The organism is Microbacterium sp., assembly GCF_047605725.1.
Taxonomy (GTDB): Bacteria; Actinomycetota; Actinomycetes; order Actinomycetales; family Microbacteriaceae; genus Microbacterium.
Genome location: NZ_JASGFE010000012.1, coordinates 13,955 through 29,679 on the forward strand (window position 1 = coordinate 13,955; position 15,725 = coordinate 29,679).

Genomic DNA, 15,725 nt, shown 5'->3' on the forward strand with positions numbered 1-15,725 from the left:
CCGCGGCCTTCGTCGGCCCGCCGCACCCGCTGTCGCTGTCTCACCCGCTGTCGCTCCCGCACCTGCTGTCGCTCCCGCGCCTGCTGTCGCTCCCGCGCCGTCGCGAAACCTCCCGTTTGCAACGTATTTCGCCGAAGAACGTTGCAAACGAGAGGTCTCGTGGGGCCTGTGGAGAGTGTGGGCGCAGGCAGCGCCGATCACGCGATGATCGGGGGATGCCGCGACCGTTGCCCGACCCTCTCCGCTTCGGCCCTTTTCGGCGACCCGAGGCCGTCGCCGCTGGGATCACGTGGCGGCGGCTCCGCGCCGCCGACGTCGCCCATCCGCATCAGGGGCTCTACGCTCCGGCGGTCGGCGGAGCCGACGATGTCCGCGCGCGGTGCGAGCGAGCGATGCCGCTCCTCGGCGAACGCCGCATGTTCAGCCACCTGACCGCCGCGCGACTCCACGAGATGCCGCTTCCCTTCGAGGAGACGCCGAGCGAGCCGCTGCACGTGCTGACGCTGCCGGGCGCCGAGCCGATCCGCCGGCCGGGGATCGTCGGCTGGGAGACCGAGGACCGTGCGACGAGCGGCCGGCTCCTCGGCCTCCTCGCCGTCGCCGGGCCCGCGGACGTGTGGTGTCAGCTCGCGGTTCCCGGCTCGACCGGGATGCATGCCGATACGGGCATGAAACGCAGCTTGTCGCCGGAATGGCTCGTCGCCGTCGGCGATTTCGCGCTGACGGGACCGCGACGGCAGGGCGGCCGGCATCCGCTATGCACGATCGACGATCTCGCGCTCGCCCTGCGTCGTCATCGTGGCAAGAGGGGGGCGAAGGCGCTCCAGTGGGCACTCGATCGCGTGCGAGCGCCGGTGCACTCGCCGCGCGAGTCGCGGCTGCGGCTGGCGCTGGTGGCGCGCGGTCTGCCCGAGCCCGACGTACAGATGCCGGTCATGACAGCGGCGGGGCTGCGCCATGCGGACCTGGGCTATCCGCAGGCTCGGCTCGCGATCGAGTATCAGGGCGACCAGCACCGCACCTCGCGTGCGCAGTGGCTCGAGGACCTGAATCGTCGGCAGCTGTTCGAGGATGCCGGTTACTCGGTCATCGCCGTCGGAGCCAACGAGTTCGACGACGAGTGCGCGGCCCTGGCGATTCGCGTCCGTCGTGCGCTGGCAAGGGCCGGGTATCGGTTCTGATCCCCGCCCCGTCCGTCCACACCGCCGCGCGGACTTCGTGACGATGCCTTGTCTCGCGAAACCTCTCATCTGCACCGTTCTCGGCGGCGAAGCGTTGCAGACGGGAGGTTTCGCGAGACCGCCGGGCGCGGGAGCGTTTCGCGAGACCGCTGGATTGCAACGGTTTCGGAGCAGAAGCGGTGCAGACGGGAGGTCTCGCGAGGGGGCGGCCGGGAAGCGGGTCAGCGGTCAGCCGGTCACGCGCAGCGTGACCGTGGATCCTTTGGGCTGCATCGACCCCGCAGAGGGGTCGGTGCTGGAGACGGTGAAGAGGTCCCAGAGGATCTCGGGGGCCACCGTCTTGACCTCGAACCCGGCGTCGCTCAGGGCGGCGACCGCGTTCGTGATCGTTTCGCCGACGACGTCGGGCACCGCGATCGGCTCCGGGCCCTTCGACACGATGAGCTGCACGGTGTCGTTGGTCCGCCAGCGCCCGCCCTCGGGGCGGTCGGCCAGGCCGATCACGCGGCCGGCGTCGACCTCGTCGCTGTACACCTCTTGGTTCTCGGGGTTCACGACCAGGCCGGCGCTCTCGAGCGCCTCGGTCGCATCCTCGGGCGTACGGCCCGCCACATCGGGCAGTGCGCCGAGAGACACCGCCAGTGTCACAGTGTCGCCCTGGTGCACGACGCACTCGCCGGTGCAGTCGATCTCGTCGCCGCCGGCGGCCGGGGCGACGGATGCCCAGATCACGGCGTCGCGCGCGATGTCGTCGTCGAACTCGTGCACGGAGTCGGCCACGATGAGCTTGTTCGATTCCAACAGTTCGCGGGCGTCGGTCTCGGGCATGCCGTTCAGCCCGGGGAGGGAGACCTCGGCGGGGCCGAGCGAGACGTAGACGGTCACCTCGGTGCCGGCATCCACTCTCGTACCGGACTCCGGGTCGGTGCGCACCACGGTGCCGGCGGGCACATCGAGGCTGTTCTCACCCGTCTCCACCGCCTCCAGCTCCACCTCGGCGAGCATCGCCTGCGCGGTCGCGAAGTCCTTCCCGGCGACCTGAGGAACGGCGATCTGCGAACCAGGTCCGGAGCCGAACCACCATCCCACGCCGCCGGCGAGGGCGGCCAGCAGCACGACGAGCACGACGAGCCACGCGCCCTTGCCGACGTTGCGCCTGGTCACCTGCCGCAGGCGCGTCGCGTTGTCGAGGTCCTGGACGGCCGTCGGTGCCGTGAAGGTGCCGGGCATGACCTTGGTGAGCTCCCCGGAGTCGATCGCGTCGTCGCCGACGGCGGCCGTGACCGGCGTCGTCCGCACGACCTGGGGGAAGACCCCGAGCTCCTTCTCGATCTCGCGGAGCCGTTCCAGCATCGCCCGCGCGTCGGCCGGGCGCTGGTCCGGCTCGCGCTCGGTCGCCCACAGCACCAGCTCGTCGAGCGGCTCGGGCACTCCCGGGTTCTTGGCGCTGGGCCGCGGCACCGAGTCGGTGGCGTGCTGGTAGGCGATCTGCATGGGCTGCTCGCCCTGATAGGGCTGCTCGCCGACGAGCATCTCGTACAGCATGATGCCGAGAGCGTAGATGTCGCTGCGCGCGTCGGCGGTGCCGCGGGTGACCAGCTCGGGCGCGAGGTATGCGATCGTGCCGAGCAGCAGCTGGCCCGTCGCGGTGTTGGCGCTGGTCGCGCGGGCCAGGCCGAAGTCGCCGATCTTGATGCGGCCGTCCTCGGCCAGCAGCACGTTCTCCGGCTTGACATCGCGGTGCACGATGCCGGCGCGATGGGCCGCGGCGAGCCCGGAGAGCACCGCGTGCATGATGGTGATCGTCTGCGGGACGGTGAGTCGTCGTTGATCGCGCAGGAGCTCGCGCAGCGTGATGCCGGGGAGGTACTCCATGACGAGATAGGCCATCTCGCCGTCCTGCCCCTGGTCGAACACGTTGACCACGTGCGGGTCGGCGAGCCTGGCCGCCGCACGCGCCTCCTGCACGAACCGGCTCTGGAAGACGGAGTCGTCGGAGAGATGGCCGTGCATGACCTTGAGCGCGACGCGGCGCTCCAGGCGCAGATCGGTCGCCACGTACACCGTCGCCATGCCGCCGCGAGCGATGCGGCCGCGCACCCGGTACCGGCCGTCGACCAGTCGGCCGATCAGCGGGTCCGTCTGCTGGCTCGTGCTCACCCTGAGATTCTACGGAGCGGATGCTGCGAGCCGGGGCAGCGGCGCACCCGTGCGGGCGGGGCCGCCGGTGTGCGCGTCGGTGGCATAGTGGAGCCGTGACCGGTGAATCCGCCCCCGCATCATCGACCGACTGGCTCGCCCTCCCCGAGGTCGCCGCCCTGATCGGGACCTCGACCGGCCGGGTGCGACAGCTGCTCGAGGACCGTCAGCTGGTCGGCTCGCGGCGAGACGGCGCGGTGCGCGTGCCGGCCGTGTTCCTCGTCGACGGCGCCCCGCTGCCCTCGCTGCGCGGAACGCTGTTCGCGCTGCACGACGCGGGGTTCACCGACGACGAGGCGATCGACTGGCTGCTCGCTCCGGACGACTCGATCGGCGCCGCCCCCATCGAGGCGCTGCGCGCCGGACGCAAGAGCGAGGTGCGGCGGGTCGCCCGCTCCCTCGGCTGACCGGCCTCACGCCGTGCGGGCGACGGCGGCGTGCGCGAGGCGCCGGAGGGTCTCCACCGCGGTGGCCCCGAGCGGGGCCGAGCTCAGCGCGGTGTCGGCCGCGCGCGCGTAGCCGGCGATCTGCTCCTCGACCCGGGCGAGCGCGCCCGTGTCGAGGATCGTGCGCTGGAGCGTCGCGATCGCCGCGTCGTCGAGGCGCGCATCGCCCAGCGCCGCGTCGAACGCCCGTCGTCCGTCCGGGTCGAGCCGTTCCCGCGCGTAGGCGATCAGGAGCGTCCGCTTGCCCTCGCGCAGGTCGCCTCCTGCGGGCTTGCCGGTCACGGCGCTGTCGCCGAAGACGCCGAGCACATCGTCGCGCAGCTGGAAGGCGAGGCCGATGGGGTGGCCGAAGCGCGAGAGCGCATCGCGCTGGGTCTCATCGGCGCCGGCGAGGGCGGCCCCGATCAGGAGCGGCTGCTCCACGCTGTAGCGGGCCGACTTGAGCGAGGCGACCCGCAGCGCGCGTTCGGCGTGCTCGGCATCCGGCGCGGTGACGTAGGCGGACTCCTCCGCGATGTCGAGGAACTGCCCGATCGTCACGTCGCGGCGCATGAGCCCGTAGGCCGTGCGCGCGGCGTCGGCGTGCGGCGCTGCGCGCAGCCCCTCCTCGAGGAGGTCGTCGCTCCAGGCCACGAGGAGGTCGCCGAGCAGGATCGCGGCCGACCGGCCGAAGCCCGAGGCATCCCCTGCCCACCCGTCGCGCCGGTGGTCGCTCTCCCAGCGCCGGTGCGCGGCGGGCAGGCCGCGTCGCACGTCCGAGTTGTCGATCACGTCGTCGTGCACGAGCGCGGCGGCGTGGAAGACCTCCAGGGCCGCCGCGGCGGCGATCACGGCATCCGTCGGCGGGGTCGGCGGGATGCCGGAGACCTCGGCGACCGCCTGCCATCCGGTCACGCAGAAGCGGGCTCTCAGGCGCTTGCCGCCGGTGAGGGCGACCGCCGCCGCGTCGACGAACGAGCGCGCCTGCGCGCCGAGGCCGACCGCGTCGGCGCGGCGAGCTGCTGCGAACCTCTCCACTCGCTGAGAAACCGCCTCGATCGGGTCCGCGGAGGGTGTCACAGGCCTAGCCTAGTTCTCGCGCGGACGCGTAGAATCGTAAGCACGGAGAAGACCCACGAGGGGGATGCATGCCACTGTCAGAGCAGGAGCAGCGTCTGCTGGACGAGATGGAGCGCCATCTCATGCACACCGACGCAGACGTCGTCAGTGCGCCCCGCGAAGGTCAGGCCCTCAGCTACCGCAACATCGTCTACGGCGCACTGCTGGTGCTGCTGGGTCTCGGCGGCATCATCGCCGGGGTGTCCACCGGGATCATCGCGATCGGCGTGATCGGGTTCCTGGCCATGGTCGGCGGAGTCGTGCTGGCGGTGACGCCCGCGCGCGGCGCCGTGGCGCGTCCTCGCCGCGAGGGCGGCACCAAGAAGCCGAAGGCCCCCTCCGAGGCGCCGGCGTCGTCGTTCATGGACCGCATGAACGATCGCTGGGACCGCCGCCACGACGGCCACTGACGCAACCAGTCGACAGAGCACCGACCCGCACGGGTCGGTGCTCTTCTTCTTTGTCCCGGTTCCGTGTGTGCATGGTGAAGTGGGGGAAAGTGGAGTAAAGTGGAGGGAACGTGACGACGCCGGCCGGAGGGGGGTGCAGGACCGATGCTCCTGGGCACTCACACTCCGAAGCTCGACGACAAGGGCCGCGTCATCCTCCCCGCCAAGTTCCGCGACGACCTCGGCTCCGGCGTCGTCGTCACGCGCGGTCAGGACCGCTGCCTCTACGTGTTCGCCGCCGACGAGTTCGAGCGCATCCACGAGCGCATCCGCGAGACCCCGCTGACGAACAAGCAGGCGCGCGACTTCCTCCGGATGTTCCTCTCCGGCGCCAGTGCGGAGAAGCCGGACGGCCAGAACCGCATCACCATCCCGCCGGCCCTGCGCGCCTACGCCTCCCTCGACCGCGACCTCGTGGTCACCGGCGTCGGCGCGCACGCCGAGATCTGGAACGCCGACGCGTGGAACGCCTACGCCGAAGGCAACGAGGAGACCTACGCCGAGCTGGAGCAGGAGGTGATCCCGGGCCTGTTCTGAGCCCCGACTGTGACTCCCAGCCGCACGCCCTGACGCCACTTCCCCGGCACCAGGTCGGAGCGGATGGGGATCAGGGTCGGGGGTCCCGCCCCCGCATCATGAGCCTGCGCGACATCCACACACCCGTCCTGCTCGACCGCTGCGTCGAGCTGCTCGCCCCGGCCCTCGGGAGCGAGGGTGCGACGGTCGTGGATGCCACCGAGGGCATGGGCGGCCACTCCGCGGCGCTCCTGGAGCGCTTTCCGCGGCTGCGCCTGGTGGGTCTGGACCGCGACCCCGAGGCGCTGCGCATCGCCGGCGAGCGACTGGCGCCCTACGGCGACCGGGTGAGGCTCGTCCACACCGTCTACGACGGCATCGCCGACGCGGTGCGCTCGGCAGGCATCGACCGGGTCGACGGCATCCTGTTCGACCTGGGCGTGTCGTCGCTGCAGCTGGACGAGGCGGGGCGCGGGTTCGCGTACGCGAAGGATGCCGCGCTGGACATGCGCATGGACCAGAGCGCCGGTCGCACTGCCGCCGAGGTGATCGCGACCTTCGGCGAGGGCGACCTGCGGCGCATCTTCGAGCGCTACGGCGAGGAGCGCCTCGCCGGCCGCTACGCGCGCGCCATCGTCCAGGCCCGCGGCCGGGCGCCGATCGAGCGCTCCGGGCAGCTCGTGGAGGTCCTCGTGGCCGCCACGCCGGCGGCCGTCCTGCGCGAGCGGTCGGGGCATCCGGCCAAGCGGGTCTTCCAGGCGCTGCGCATCGAGGTCAACCAGGAGCTCGCAGCCCTTGAGCGCGCGCTTCCGGCCGCCCTCGACCTGTTGCGGGTGGGCGGGCGCATCGTCGTGCTGTCCTACCAGTCGCTGGAGGACCGCATCGTCAAGCGGGTGTTCGCACGGGCCGCCGCCTCGACCGCCCCGGCGGGGCTGCCGGTAGAGCTGCCCGAGCACGCCCCGCGATTCCGGCTGCTCGTCAAGGGTGCGCAGCTCGCCTCTGACCAGGAGCGCGCGCAGAACCCGCGTGCCACGCCGGTGCGCCTGCGCGCCGCAGAACGAGTGAAGGATGCCGCATGAGTGCGACCGCCCTGACCGCCCTGACCGCCCTCCCCGCTCCGCGGCGCGGGCAGCGCCCCCGCCTGCGCGCGCTGGAGCGGCCGGTCGCCGGTCGCCGGCCGCGGCTGCTGTACGGCATCGTCGCCGTCGCGACCGCGATCGCGATCGCGGGCGCGCAGATGGGCCTGTCCATCCTCACGACCCAGAGCTCCTACGAGGTCGCGGCGCTCACCGAGCAGCAGCGGGAGCTCACCTGGCAGACGCAGATGCTGCGCGACGACGTCGCCGGGCTCAGCTCCCCGCAGTTCCTCGCCGCGAACGCCGCCGCCCTCGGCATGGTCGTGGCCGAGTCGCCCAACTACCTGCGCCTGAGCGACGGCGCCATCATCGGCGACGGACAGGCCGCCGCCGGCGTCTCCAGCGTCGACGCGCTCTCCCGCGCGGCCGTCCCGAACGCGCTCGTGGGCGACACGCCGCTGGTGACCGATCCGGAGGCCAGCCTCGGGCGCGGCGCGGCCGCGGACACCGAGCTGCTGCTCAATACGCCGACACCCCCGGCGATCGCCGACGGTCTGCCGACTCCCGCCACACACTGAAAGCATGACGACCCGCGCCACCCGGAGCCCGCGCCGCCGCACCGTCGTCGCGCTCGCCGTCGTCCTCGCCATCCTCGCCGCCTTCGTCGTGCGTCTGGTCGACATCCAGGTCGTCAACGCCAAGGAGCACCTCGAGGACTCCTTCTCGCTCGGCATGGAGAGCGGCCGCACGCTCTACGGCACCCGCGGGAAGATCGTGGACACCACCGGGGCGACCCTGGCCACCAGCATCCTGCTCTACGACGGCGTTCTCGATCCGCTCAACGCGGTCAAGGGCGTGGCGAAGGACGGTGCCGACCCCACCAGCACCGACCCCGACGACCGGGTGTCGTGGGAGGAGCTGGCCGGACGCATCGCCGCGATCACCGGTCAGACCGCCGAGGAGGTGCAGCAGATCGTCGCGGACGCCCGCGCCGAGGACGAGGGCTCGCGCTTCGCGTACCTGAAGCGCTCGCTGACGACGCAGCAGTACCGCGACCTCGCCGATCTCGACCTGCCGTTCCTGTCCTTCGAGCCGCACCCCGCCCGTACGTACCCCGACGGGGCGGTCGCCGGGAACGTGATCGGCTTCGTCGGATCGGACGGCACCCCGCTGGAGGGCATCGAGGCGCTGCAGGACGAATGCCTGGCCGGCACCGACGGAAAGGTGCGCTATCAGCGCGGCAAGGACGGCGTCGTCATCCCGGGGACGGAGGTCTCGCAGCCGGCCGTCGACGGCGGCACGCTGCAGCTCACGCTCGATCGCGACCTGCAGTGGTACATGCAGCAGCTCGTCGCGGAGCAGACCCAGGACCTCGGTGCGGCCAGCGGCGCGATCATGGTCGTCGAGGTCGCCACCGGCAAGATCCGCGCGGCGGCGGAGTACCCGACCGTCGACCCGAACGACTTCGACGCCGTGGATGCCGACGACCGCGGCAGCCGGCTCTTCCGCTACTCCTACGAGCCGGGGTCGACCTTCAAGCCCGTCACCGCGGCCACCGCGATCGAGGCGGCGGGACTGACGCCGCTGTCCACCGAGGTCGTCCCCGACCATGAGGTGTTCCCCAACGGCGCCGACATCTCCGATTCCGAACCGCACGACACCGAGACGATGACCCTCACCGGGGGCCTGGTCAACTCCTCCAACGTCGCGCTGTCGAAGTTCGGCACGCAGGTCTCGCCCGAGGTGCGCCTGGAGTACCTGAAGAAGTTCGGCGTCGGCTCAGGCACCGCCCTGGACTGGTCCGGCGAGCCCGACGGCACCTACCTGCCGGTGGCGGACTGGGACAACCAGACCTACTACACCACGACGTTCGGCCAGGCCTTCACCGTCACCGCGCCCCAGGTCGCGAGCGTCTACCAGACCATCGCCAACGGCGGGGTGCGGATGCCGCTGTCGATCGTCGAGTCGTGCACGAAGGCCGACGGCACCGTGGTCACACCGGATCTGCCCGAGCCGGAGCGGGTCATCAAGGAGCAGACCGCGGCCGATGTGAGCCTCATGCTGGAGAACGTCTTCGCGCAGGGCACGCTCGCCGAGGACATCGCCATCCCCGGCTACCGCATGGCGGGCAAGACCGGCACCGCCCAGAAGGTCGACCCCGAGACCGGCACCTACAAGGACAACCTGTACTACACGTCACTGGTCGGGTACGCCCCCGCCGAGGACCCCCAGTACGTCGTGCTCACCGCCTTCGACGAGCCGACGAAGATCCGGATGTCCTCCGCGAACCGGCCGGCGTTCCAGAAGGCGATGACGCAGGTGCTCAAGCACTACCGCATCATGCCGTCCGACTCGACCACGCCACTGCTCCCGTTGACCCAGTAAAGCGACCGCACGAGGAACCCGCACGATGATCCGGATGACCCTGGCCGAGGTGGCCGCCGCCCTCTCGGGGACGCTTCACGTGGCGGGCGGCGACACCGCCGGGACCGTGGTCGACGGCCTCGTCGACACCGACTCGCGCCAGATCGGCCCCGGGGACGTGTTCGTGGCCAAACCCGGTGAGACGACCGACGGGCATCTGTTCGTCGAGGCGGCCGTCGCCGCCGGGGCGGTGCTGGCGATCGTGGAGCGCCCGGTGGAGGCATCCGTCTCGCAGATCGTCGTCGCCGACGCGGTCGCGGCGCTGTCCGACCTCGCGCGCACCGTCGTGGGGCATGTGCGTGCGCACGGCCGGCTGCAGGTCGTCGGGATCACCGGCTCCAACGGCAAGACGACCACCAAGAACCTCCTCGCCCGGATCCTCCAGGACGAGGGCGAGACGGTCTCCCCGCGCGGCTCGTTCAACAACGAGGTCGGCGCCCCGCTCACGATGCTGCGCGTGACCGAGCGCACCGCGTACCTCGTGAGCGAGTTCGGTGCGTCGGGGCCGGGGGAGATCGCCCGGCTCGCGGGCCTGGTCGCCCCCGACGTGGGGGTCGTGCTCATGGTGGGCATGGCCCACGCGGGCGGGTTCGGCGGCGTCGAGGCGACCCTCAAGGCCAAGACCGAGCTCGTCGAGCAGGTGCGCGCCGGAGGTGTGGCCGTGCTCAACGCGGACGACCCCCGAGTGGTCACGATGGCCGCGGTGGCGCGCGAGCGCGGCGTCGCGGTGCACTGGTTCGGGCGCGGGGAGGGCGCCGAGGTGCGCGCCGAGGAGGTCGAGGTCTCCGCCGCGGGCACGCGCTGCGTCGTCGCGATCGGCGACGAGCGGATGCCGTTGCGCCTGCGCGTGCTCGGCGAGCACCACGTCATGAACGCCCTGGCGGCGATCGCCGCCGCACGCGCCCTCGGGGTCTCGCCCCGAGACGCGATCGCGAGGCTGGAGACCGTCGAGCTGGCCGAGCGGTGGCGCATGCAGCCGATGGGCTCGGAGCGGGTGCGGATCATCAACGACGCGTACAACGCGAGCCCCGATTCCATGGCCGCCGCCCTGCGCACGCTCGCCCAGATCACCGGGCCCGGACAGCGCAAGGTCGCCGTGCTCGGCGCGATGAGCGAGCTGGGCGAGTACGCCGGCGAGGAGCACGACCGGGTGGGCCTGCTCGCCGTGCGGCTGCGCATCGAGCGCATCGTCGTGGTCGGGGCAGAGGCGCGGCGCCTCTTCCTCGCCGCCGTGGGGGAGGGCTCCTGGGACGGCGAGGCGGTCTTCTTCGAGGATCAGGACGCCGCCTTCGACTATCTCCTCGGCGAGCTGCGCGATGGAGATCGGGTGCTGGTGAAGTCCTCGAACGCGGCCGGGCTCAGGTTCCTCGGGGATCGTCTGGGAGAATCGTTCTCGTGAGATCACTCCTAGCCTCCGCCACGATCTCGCTCGCCTTCACGCTGTTCCTCACGCCGCTGTTCATCCGCCTCTTCGAGCGGTGGGGCTGGGGTCAGGTCATCCGCACGCCCGACGATCCGGCCAATCCGACCCACCACGCCAAGCGGGGGACGCCCACGATGGGTGGCATCGTGTTCATCCTCGGCACGATCGTGGGGTACTTCGCCGGCACGGCAGGAGGCGGGGCGCCGCCGTCGTCCTCCGGGCTCCTCGTCCTCTGGATGATGGTGGGCCTGGGCGCGGTCGGTTTCATCGACGACTACATGAAGGTCCGCTCGCAGCGCAGTCTCGGCCTGTCCGGCTGGCGCAAGGTGATCGGCCAGGTGCTCGTGGCGGTGCCCTTCGGCATCCTTGCCCTGTCGTTCCCGAACGAGCGCGAGACGACCCCCGCCTCGCCCTACATCTCGTTCTTCCGGGACATCCCGGTGCTCTCGTTCATGGCGCTCGGGGCAGTCGTGGGCTGGATCCTGTACCTGGTCTGGGTGTCGTTCCTCTCCGTCGCGTGGTCCAACGCCACCAACCTCACCGATGGCCTAGACGGTCTGGCCACGGGCTCGGCGATCTTCACCGTGTCGGCCTACAGCCTCGTCACGTTCTGGCAGTTCCAGCAGCGCTGCACGAGCGACGCGCTCGTGCCCGCCTATTACGCCGCGTGCTTCGACACTCCGGAGCCGATGGACCTCACGATCGTCGCGGCCTCCTTCGTCGGTGCGCTCGTCGGGTTCCTGTGGTGGAACGCGCCGAAGGCCAAGATCTTCATGGGCGACGTGGGATCGATGGCCATCGGCGGCGTGCTCGTGGCGATGTCGGTCCTCTCGCGCACGGAGATCCTCGCGATCATCGTCGCCGGCATCTTCGTGATCGCCCCCGGCTCGGTGGTGCTGCAGCGGTACTACTTCAAGCTCACCGGGGGAAAACGCCTGTTCCTCATGAGCCCCTTCCACCACCATCTCGAGATGCGCGGGTGGCCGGAGATCACGATCGTCGTGCGCCTGTGGATCGTCGCCGGCATGCTCGCCGTCACCGGGGTGGGCCTGTTCTACGTCTCCTGGCTCGCCCTGATATGAACGCGCGCCTGGACGCTCTCACGAGCTGGCACGCGCCCTGGCGGGGGCTGCGCGTGGTCGTGCTCGGGCTGTCGGTGACCGGCTTCTCGGTCGCCGACACCCTCGCCGAGCTGGGTGCCGACGTGCTCGTGGCGACCGAGCAGTCCGATCCGCAGTACGCGGACCTGCTCCCCGTGATCGGCGCGCGCCTGTGGACCGGCTCGCTCGCGGAGGTGCCCGAGGCCGTCCGCGACCACGCGCCCGAGGTCATCGTCGCCTCGCCCGGGTTCGCGCCGCACCACGCCGTGATCGCCTGGGCGCGTGCGCACGGCATCGCGGTCTGGGGCGACATCGAGCTGGCCTGGCGCGTGCGCGACAAGGTGCTCCGCGCCGACGGCCGGCCCGCCGAGTGGGTCTTCGTCACCGGCACCAACGGCAAGACCACCACGACACGGCTGACGGCCACGATGATCGTCGCCGGGGGGCTGCGTGCGGCGCCGTGCGGCAACATCGGCACGCCGATCCTCGACGCGGTGCGCGACCCGGGCGGGTTCGACGTGCTCGTCGTCGAGCTCTCCAGTCATCAGCTGTGGTACCTCGGGCTCCAGCTCGGCGCCGCCGACCCGGTCTCGCCGTTCGCGAGCGTGTGCCTCAACCTCGCCGACGACCACCTCGAATGGCACGGCTCGGCCGACGCCTATCGCGACGCCAAGGCCGTCGTCTACGCGCACACGCGGGTCGCGTGCGTCTACAACAAGGCGGATGCCGCGACCCTGCGCATGGTGGAGGACGCCGACGTCGTCGAGGGCTGCCGGGCCATCGGGTTCGACCTGGGCGCGCCCGGACCGAGCGAGCTGGGGGTCGTGGACGGCATCCTCGTCGACCGTGCCTTCCTCGCCGAGCGCCGCACGCGCGCGCTGGAGCTGACGACGCTGCCCGCCCTCGCCGCACGGGGGCTTTCCGCGCCCCACATCGTCGCCAACATCCTGGCGGCCGCCGCTCTCGCCCGGGCCCTGGACGTGCCGCCCGCGGCGATTCGCGATGCGGTGGACGGCTTCCGACTCGACCCGCATCGCATCGAGGTCATCGCGACCGTCGGGGGGATCACGTGGGTGGACGACTCCAAGGCGACCAACCCGCACGCGGCCGCGTCGTCGCTGGCGGCCTACCCGGGCGCCGTGTGGATCGTGGGGGGCCTGCTCAAGGGCGTCGACATCGCAGAGCTCGTCGCCGGACGCGGTGCCGAGGTCAAGGCCGCCGTCGTCATCGGCGTGGAGCGCACCGAGGTCGTCTCGGCGTTCGCGCGACACGCGCCGGCGGTGCCCGTGTTCGAAGTGGATGCCGCCCACACTGAGAATGTCATGGCGGACGTCGTCGACCTGGCGGCCCGTGTCGCCCGCGACGGAGACGTGGTGCTGCTGGCCCCGGCAGCGGCATCGTTCGACCAGTTCGCCTCGTACGCGGATCGCGGACGCCGGTTCCAGGACGCGGTGCGAGAACGGATCGGAGAGGAGCCCGGTGGCGACCACGACGCGCGGCCCGAGTCGGGCGGCGACTCCTCCCGCTGAGCCGGCGGCGCGCCGGACCTTCTCCGCGCGCGTGTTCCTCGGCAAGGCCCTGGCGCCGGTGCCGAGCGAGTTCCTCCTGATCGCCTCCACGGCGCTGCTGCTGACCGGGTTCGGGCTGGTCATGGTGCTGTCGGCGACGATGGCCACCGACATGGCCAAGGGCGTGAGCCCCTTCGAGACCGTCGTCAAGCAGTCGGTGTTCGCGATCCTCGGCATCCCGCTCATGTTCATCGCCAGCCGCCTGCCGATTCTGTTCTGGAAGCGGGTCGCGTGGCCCGCGCTCATCCTCGGTGTGCTCTTCCAGCTGCTCGTGTTCGTGCCGGGGCTGGGCGTGGAGAACGACGGCAACCGCAACTGGATCGTCGTCGCCGGCATCCAGGCGCAGCCGTCGGAGTTCCTCAAGCTAGCCCTCGCGCTGTGGCTCGGCTACGTGCTGTACCGCAAGCACACCCTCCTCGGGCTGTGGCGCCATGTGTTCATCCCGGTCGTGCCCGTGGGCGCCGTGGTGATCGGCACGGTGGTGCTCGGAAAGGACCTCGGCACCGCGATGGTGCTCGTGCTGATCCTCCTGGGCGCCCTGTTCTTCTCCGGGGTGAAGCTGCGCATCTTCGTGCTGCCGCTCGTCCTGGCCGTGGGCTCGGTGGCGGTGCTGGCCGTGACCAGTCCCAATCGGATGCGGCGGATCATGAGCTTCCTCGACGTCGACACCGCCGCGTGCTACTACGACGACTGCTACCAGTCGCTGCACGGCATCTGGGGCCTGGCCGGGGGAGGCGTGTTCGGCGTGGGGCTCGGCAACTCCCGGGAGAAGTACGACTGGCTGCCGGCGGCCGCGCACGACTACATCTTCGCGATCGTCGGCGAGGAGCTGGGTCTGATCGGCTGCGCCGTCGTGCTGGTGCTGTTCGCGCTGTTCGCGGTCGGCTCCTTCCACATCATCCGCAAGACCCTCGACCCCTTCGTGCGGATCGTCGCGGGCGCCATCACCGTGTGGATCGTCGGCCAGGCACTCATCAACATCGGGGTGGTCCTGCGCCTGTTCCCCGTGCTGGGCGTGCCGCTGCCGTTCATGTCGCAGGGCGGTACGTCGCTGCTGTCGGTGCTGATCGCGTGCGGCGTGCTGCTCTCGTTCGCGCGGACGCTGCCGTCGCACCAGGTGCAGACCCGTGCCCGCGCGACCGCCCGACGCGGGTAGGGTCGAGCGGGTGACGACCTACCTGCTGGCCGGCGGCGGTACCGCCGGGCATGTCATCCCGCTGCTCGTCGTCGCCGACGCGCTTCGCGCGCGCGACCCTGAGGCGCGCGTGCTCGTGCTCGGCACGCGCGAGGGGCTGGAGGCGCGCCTGGTCCCCGAGCGCGGCTACGAGCTGCTCATCGTCGACAAGCTGCCGTTCCCGCGGCGGCCGGACGGTGCTGCGCTGCGCTTCCCGGCGCGCTGGCGGCGGGCCGTCGCCCAGGTGCGCGCGCACCTGCGCGCCCACGGCGTCGACGTCGTCGTCGGCTTCGGCGGCTACGCCGCCGCGCCGGCCTACACCGCCGCGCGGCGCGAGCACGTGCCGTTCGTCGTGCACGAGGCGAACGCGAAGCCGGGTCTGGCCAACGTGCTGGGCGCCCGTCGTGCCGCCGCCACCGGAGTGGCCTTTCCCGGCACGCCGCTGCGCGGCGCCCGCGTGGTGGGCATGCCGCTGCGGCGCGAGATCATCGAGCTCGACCGCACAGCGCTGCGCGACGAGGCCGCGGCCCGCTTCGGGCTCGACGCCTCGCGGCCGGTCCTCCTCGTCTTCGGCGGCTCGCTCGGCGCGCGGCGGCTCAACGAGGCCTTCGCCGGTGCGTGGCGCGACGTGGTCGACGCGGGCTGGCAGGTGCTGCACGCGGTGGGGGCGCGCAACGAGGTGGACGACCCCGGCCACCCCGATTACGCGGTCGTGAGCTATATCGACCGCATGGACCTCGCCTACGCGCTCGCCGATGCGATCGTGTGCCGCTCGGGCTCGGCGACGGTGAGCGAGATCGGAGCCCTCGGCATCCCCGCCGTCTACGTGCCCTACGCGGTCGGCAACGGAGAACAGGCCGACAACGCCCGCTCCGCGGTGTCGGCCGGGGCGGCGCGGCTGATCCCGGATGCCGCGTTCACGTCCGACCGTGTCCGTGCGGAGATCGTGCCGCTGCTCACGGACGCCTCGGCCCTGGACCGCATGCGCGCCGCGGCGGCATCCGCCGCATCGCGCTCCGGCACCGAGAACGTCATCGCCCTGATCGACGGCGCCCTCGCCCGCTGACGCCC

14 protein-coding genes are annotated in these 15,725 nt (G+C 71.7%); 12 read left to right on the forward strand and 2 right to left on the reverse strand.

Features of this window, described 5'->3' with window-relative positions; translation table 11 throughout:
- Positions 1 to 215 precede the first annotated feature (215 nt).
- On the forward strand, positions 216 to 1,181 hold the full coding sequence (locus QM641_RS04165; RefSeq protein ID WP_415113749.1) for a hypothetical protein: 966 nt from the start codon (positions 216 to 218) through the stop codon (positions 1,179 to 1,181).
- A 228-nt stretch (positions 1,182 to 1,409) separates the two neighbouring features.
- Here the strand turns inward: QM641_RS04165 and pknB are convergent, their stop codons facing one another.
- Positions 1,410 to 3,341: a Stk1 family PASTA domain-containing Ser/Thr kinase gene (gene pknB, locus QM641_RS04170; RefSeq protein ID WP_415113751.1), complete on the reverse strand. Its 1,932-nt coding sequence runs from the start codon at positions 3,339 to 3,341 to the stop codon at positions 1,410 to 1,412.
- 95 nt (positions 3,342 to 3,436) lie between these two features.
- Between pknB and QM641_RS04175 the strand changes: the two genes are divergently transcribed.
- A complete protein-coding gene (locus QM641_RS04175) occupies positions 3,437 to 3,787 on the forward strand; it encodes an Rv2175c family DNA-binding protein (protein WP_415113753.1) in 351 nt (116 codons plus the stop codon).
- Positions 3,788 to 3,793: 6 nt separating this feature from the next.
- On the opposite strand, the gene QM641_RS04180 is transcribed toward QM641_RS04175, so the two are convergent.
- On the reverse strand, positions 3,794 to 4,885 hold the full coding sequence (locus QM641_RS04180) for a polyprenyl synthetase family protein (RefSeq protein ID WP_415113755.1): 1,092 nt from the start codon (positions 4,883 to 4,885) through the stop codon (positions 3,794 to 3,796).
- A 68-nt stretch (positions 4,886 to 4,953) separates the two neighbouring features.
- On the opposite strand from QM641_RS04180, the gene QM641_RS04185 reads away from it, so the two are divergent.
- The 10 genes from QM641_RS04185 to QM641_RS04230 all read left to right on the forward strand — a co-directional run bounded on the left by QM641_RS04185 (position 4,954) and on the right by QM641_RS04230 (position 15,720).
- Complete coding sequence (locus QM641_RS04185) at positions 4,954 to 5,334, forward strand: DUF3040 domain-containing protein (RefSeq protein WP_415113757.1); 381 nt, start codon at positions 4,954 to 4,956, stop codon at positions 5,332 to 5,334.
- A 144-nt stretch (positions 5,335 to 5,478) separates the two neighbouring features.
- Positions 5,479 to 5,910: a division/cell wall cluster transcriptional repressor MraZ gene (mraZ, locus tag QM641_RS04190; RefSeq protein ID WP_415113759.1), complete on the forward strand. Its 432-nt coding sequence runs from the start codon at positions 5,479 to 5,481 to the stop codon at positions 5,908 to 5,910.
- A 98-nt stretch (positions 5,911 to 6,008) separates the two neighbouring features.
- On the forward strand, positions 6,009 to 6,968 hold the full coding sequence (gene rsmH / locus QM641_RS04195) for a 16S rRNA (cytosine(1402)-N(4))-methyltransferase RsmH (RefSeq protein ID WP_415113761.1): 960 nt from the start codon (positions 6,009 to 6,011) through the stop codon (positions 6,966 to 6,968).
- Entirely contained in the window at positions 6,965 to 7,543 is a 579-nt protein-coding gene (locus QM641_RS04200) for a hypothetical protein (protein ID WP_415113763.1), read from the forward strand. The genes rsmH and QM641_RS04200 overlap by 4 nt, the downstream gene beginning before the upstream one ends.
- A 4-nt stretch (positions 7,544 to 7,547) precedes the next feature.
- The gene (locus tag QM641_RS04205; protein ID WP_415113765.1) at positions 7,548 to 9,350 is read left to right on the forward strand and encodes a peptidoglycan D,D-transpeptidase FtsI family protein; all 1,803 of its coding nucleotides are present in this window, start codon (positions 7,548 to 7,550) and stop codon (positions 9,348 to 9,350) included.
- 25 nt (positions 9,351 to 9,375) lie between these two features.
- Positions 9,376 to 10,788: a UDP-N-acetylmuramoyl-tripeptide--D-alanyl-D-alanine ligase gene (locus QM641_RS04210; protein ID WP_415113767.1), complete on the forward strand. Its 1,413-nt coding sequence runs from the start codon at positions 9,376 to 9,378 to the stop codon at positions 10,786 to 10,788.
- Positions 10,785 to 11,894 carry a phospho-N-acetylmuramoyl-pentapeptide-transferase gene (gene mraY / locus QM641_RS04215; RefSeq protein WP_415113769.1) on the forward strand — a complete coding sequence of 370 codons (1,110 nt, stop codon included), beginning with the start codon at positions 10,785 to 10,787 and terminating at the stop codon, positions 11,892 to 11,894. The genes QM641_RS04210 and mraY overlap by 4 nt, the downstream gene beginning before the upstream one ends.
- On the forward strand, positions 11,891 to 13,441 hold the full coding sequence (murD, locus tag QM641_RS04220) for a UDP-N-acetylmuramoyl-L-alanine--D-glutamate ligase (RefSeq protein WP_415113771.1): 1,551 nt from the start codon (positions 11,891 to 11,893) through the stop codon (positions 13,439 to 13,441). The genes mraY and murD overlap by 4 nt, the downstream gene beginning before the upstream one ends.
- Positions 13,392 to 14,636, forward strand: a complete 1,245-nt coding sequence (ftsW, locus tag QM641_RS04225; RefSeq protein WP_415113773.1) for a putative lipid II flippase FtsW — start codon at positions 13,392 to 13,394, stop codon at positions 14,634 to 14,636. The genes murD and ftsW overlap by 50 nt, the downstream gene beginning before the upstream one ends.
- Positions 14,637 to 14,646: 10 nt before the next feature.
- Entirely contained in the window at positions 14,647 to 15,720 is a 1,074-nt protein-coding gene (locus QM641_RS04230) for a UDP-N-acetylglucosamine--N-acetylmuramyl-(pentapeptide) pyrophosphoryl-undecaprenol N-acetylglucosamine transferase (RefSeq protein WP_415113775.1), read from the forward strand.
- The last annotated feature ends 5 nt before the right edge of the window (positions 15,721 to 15,725 follow it).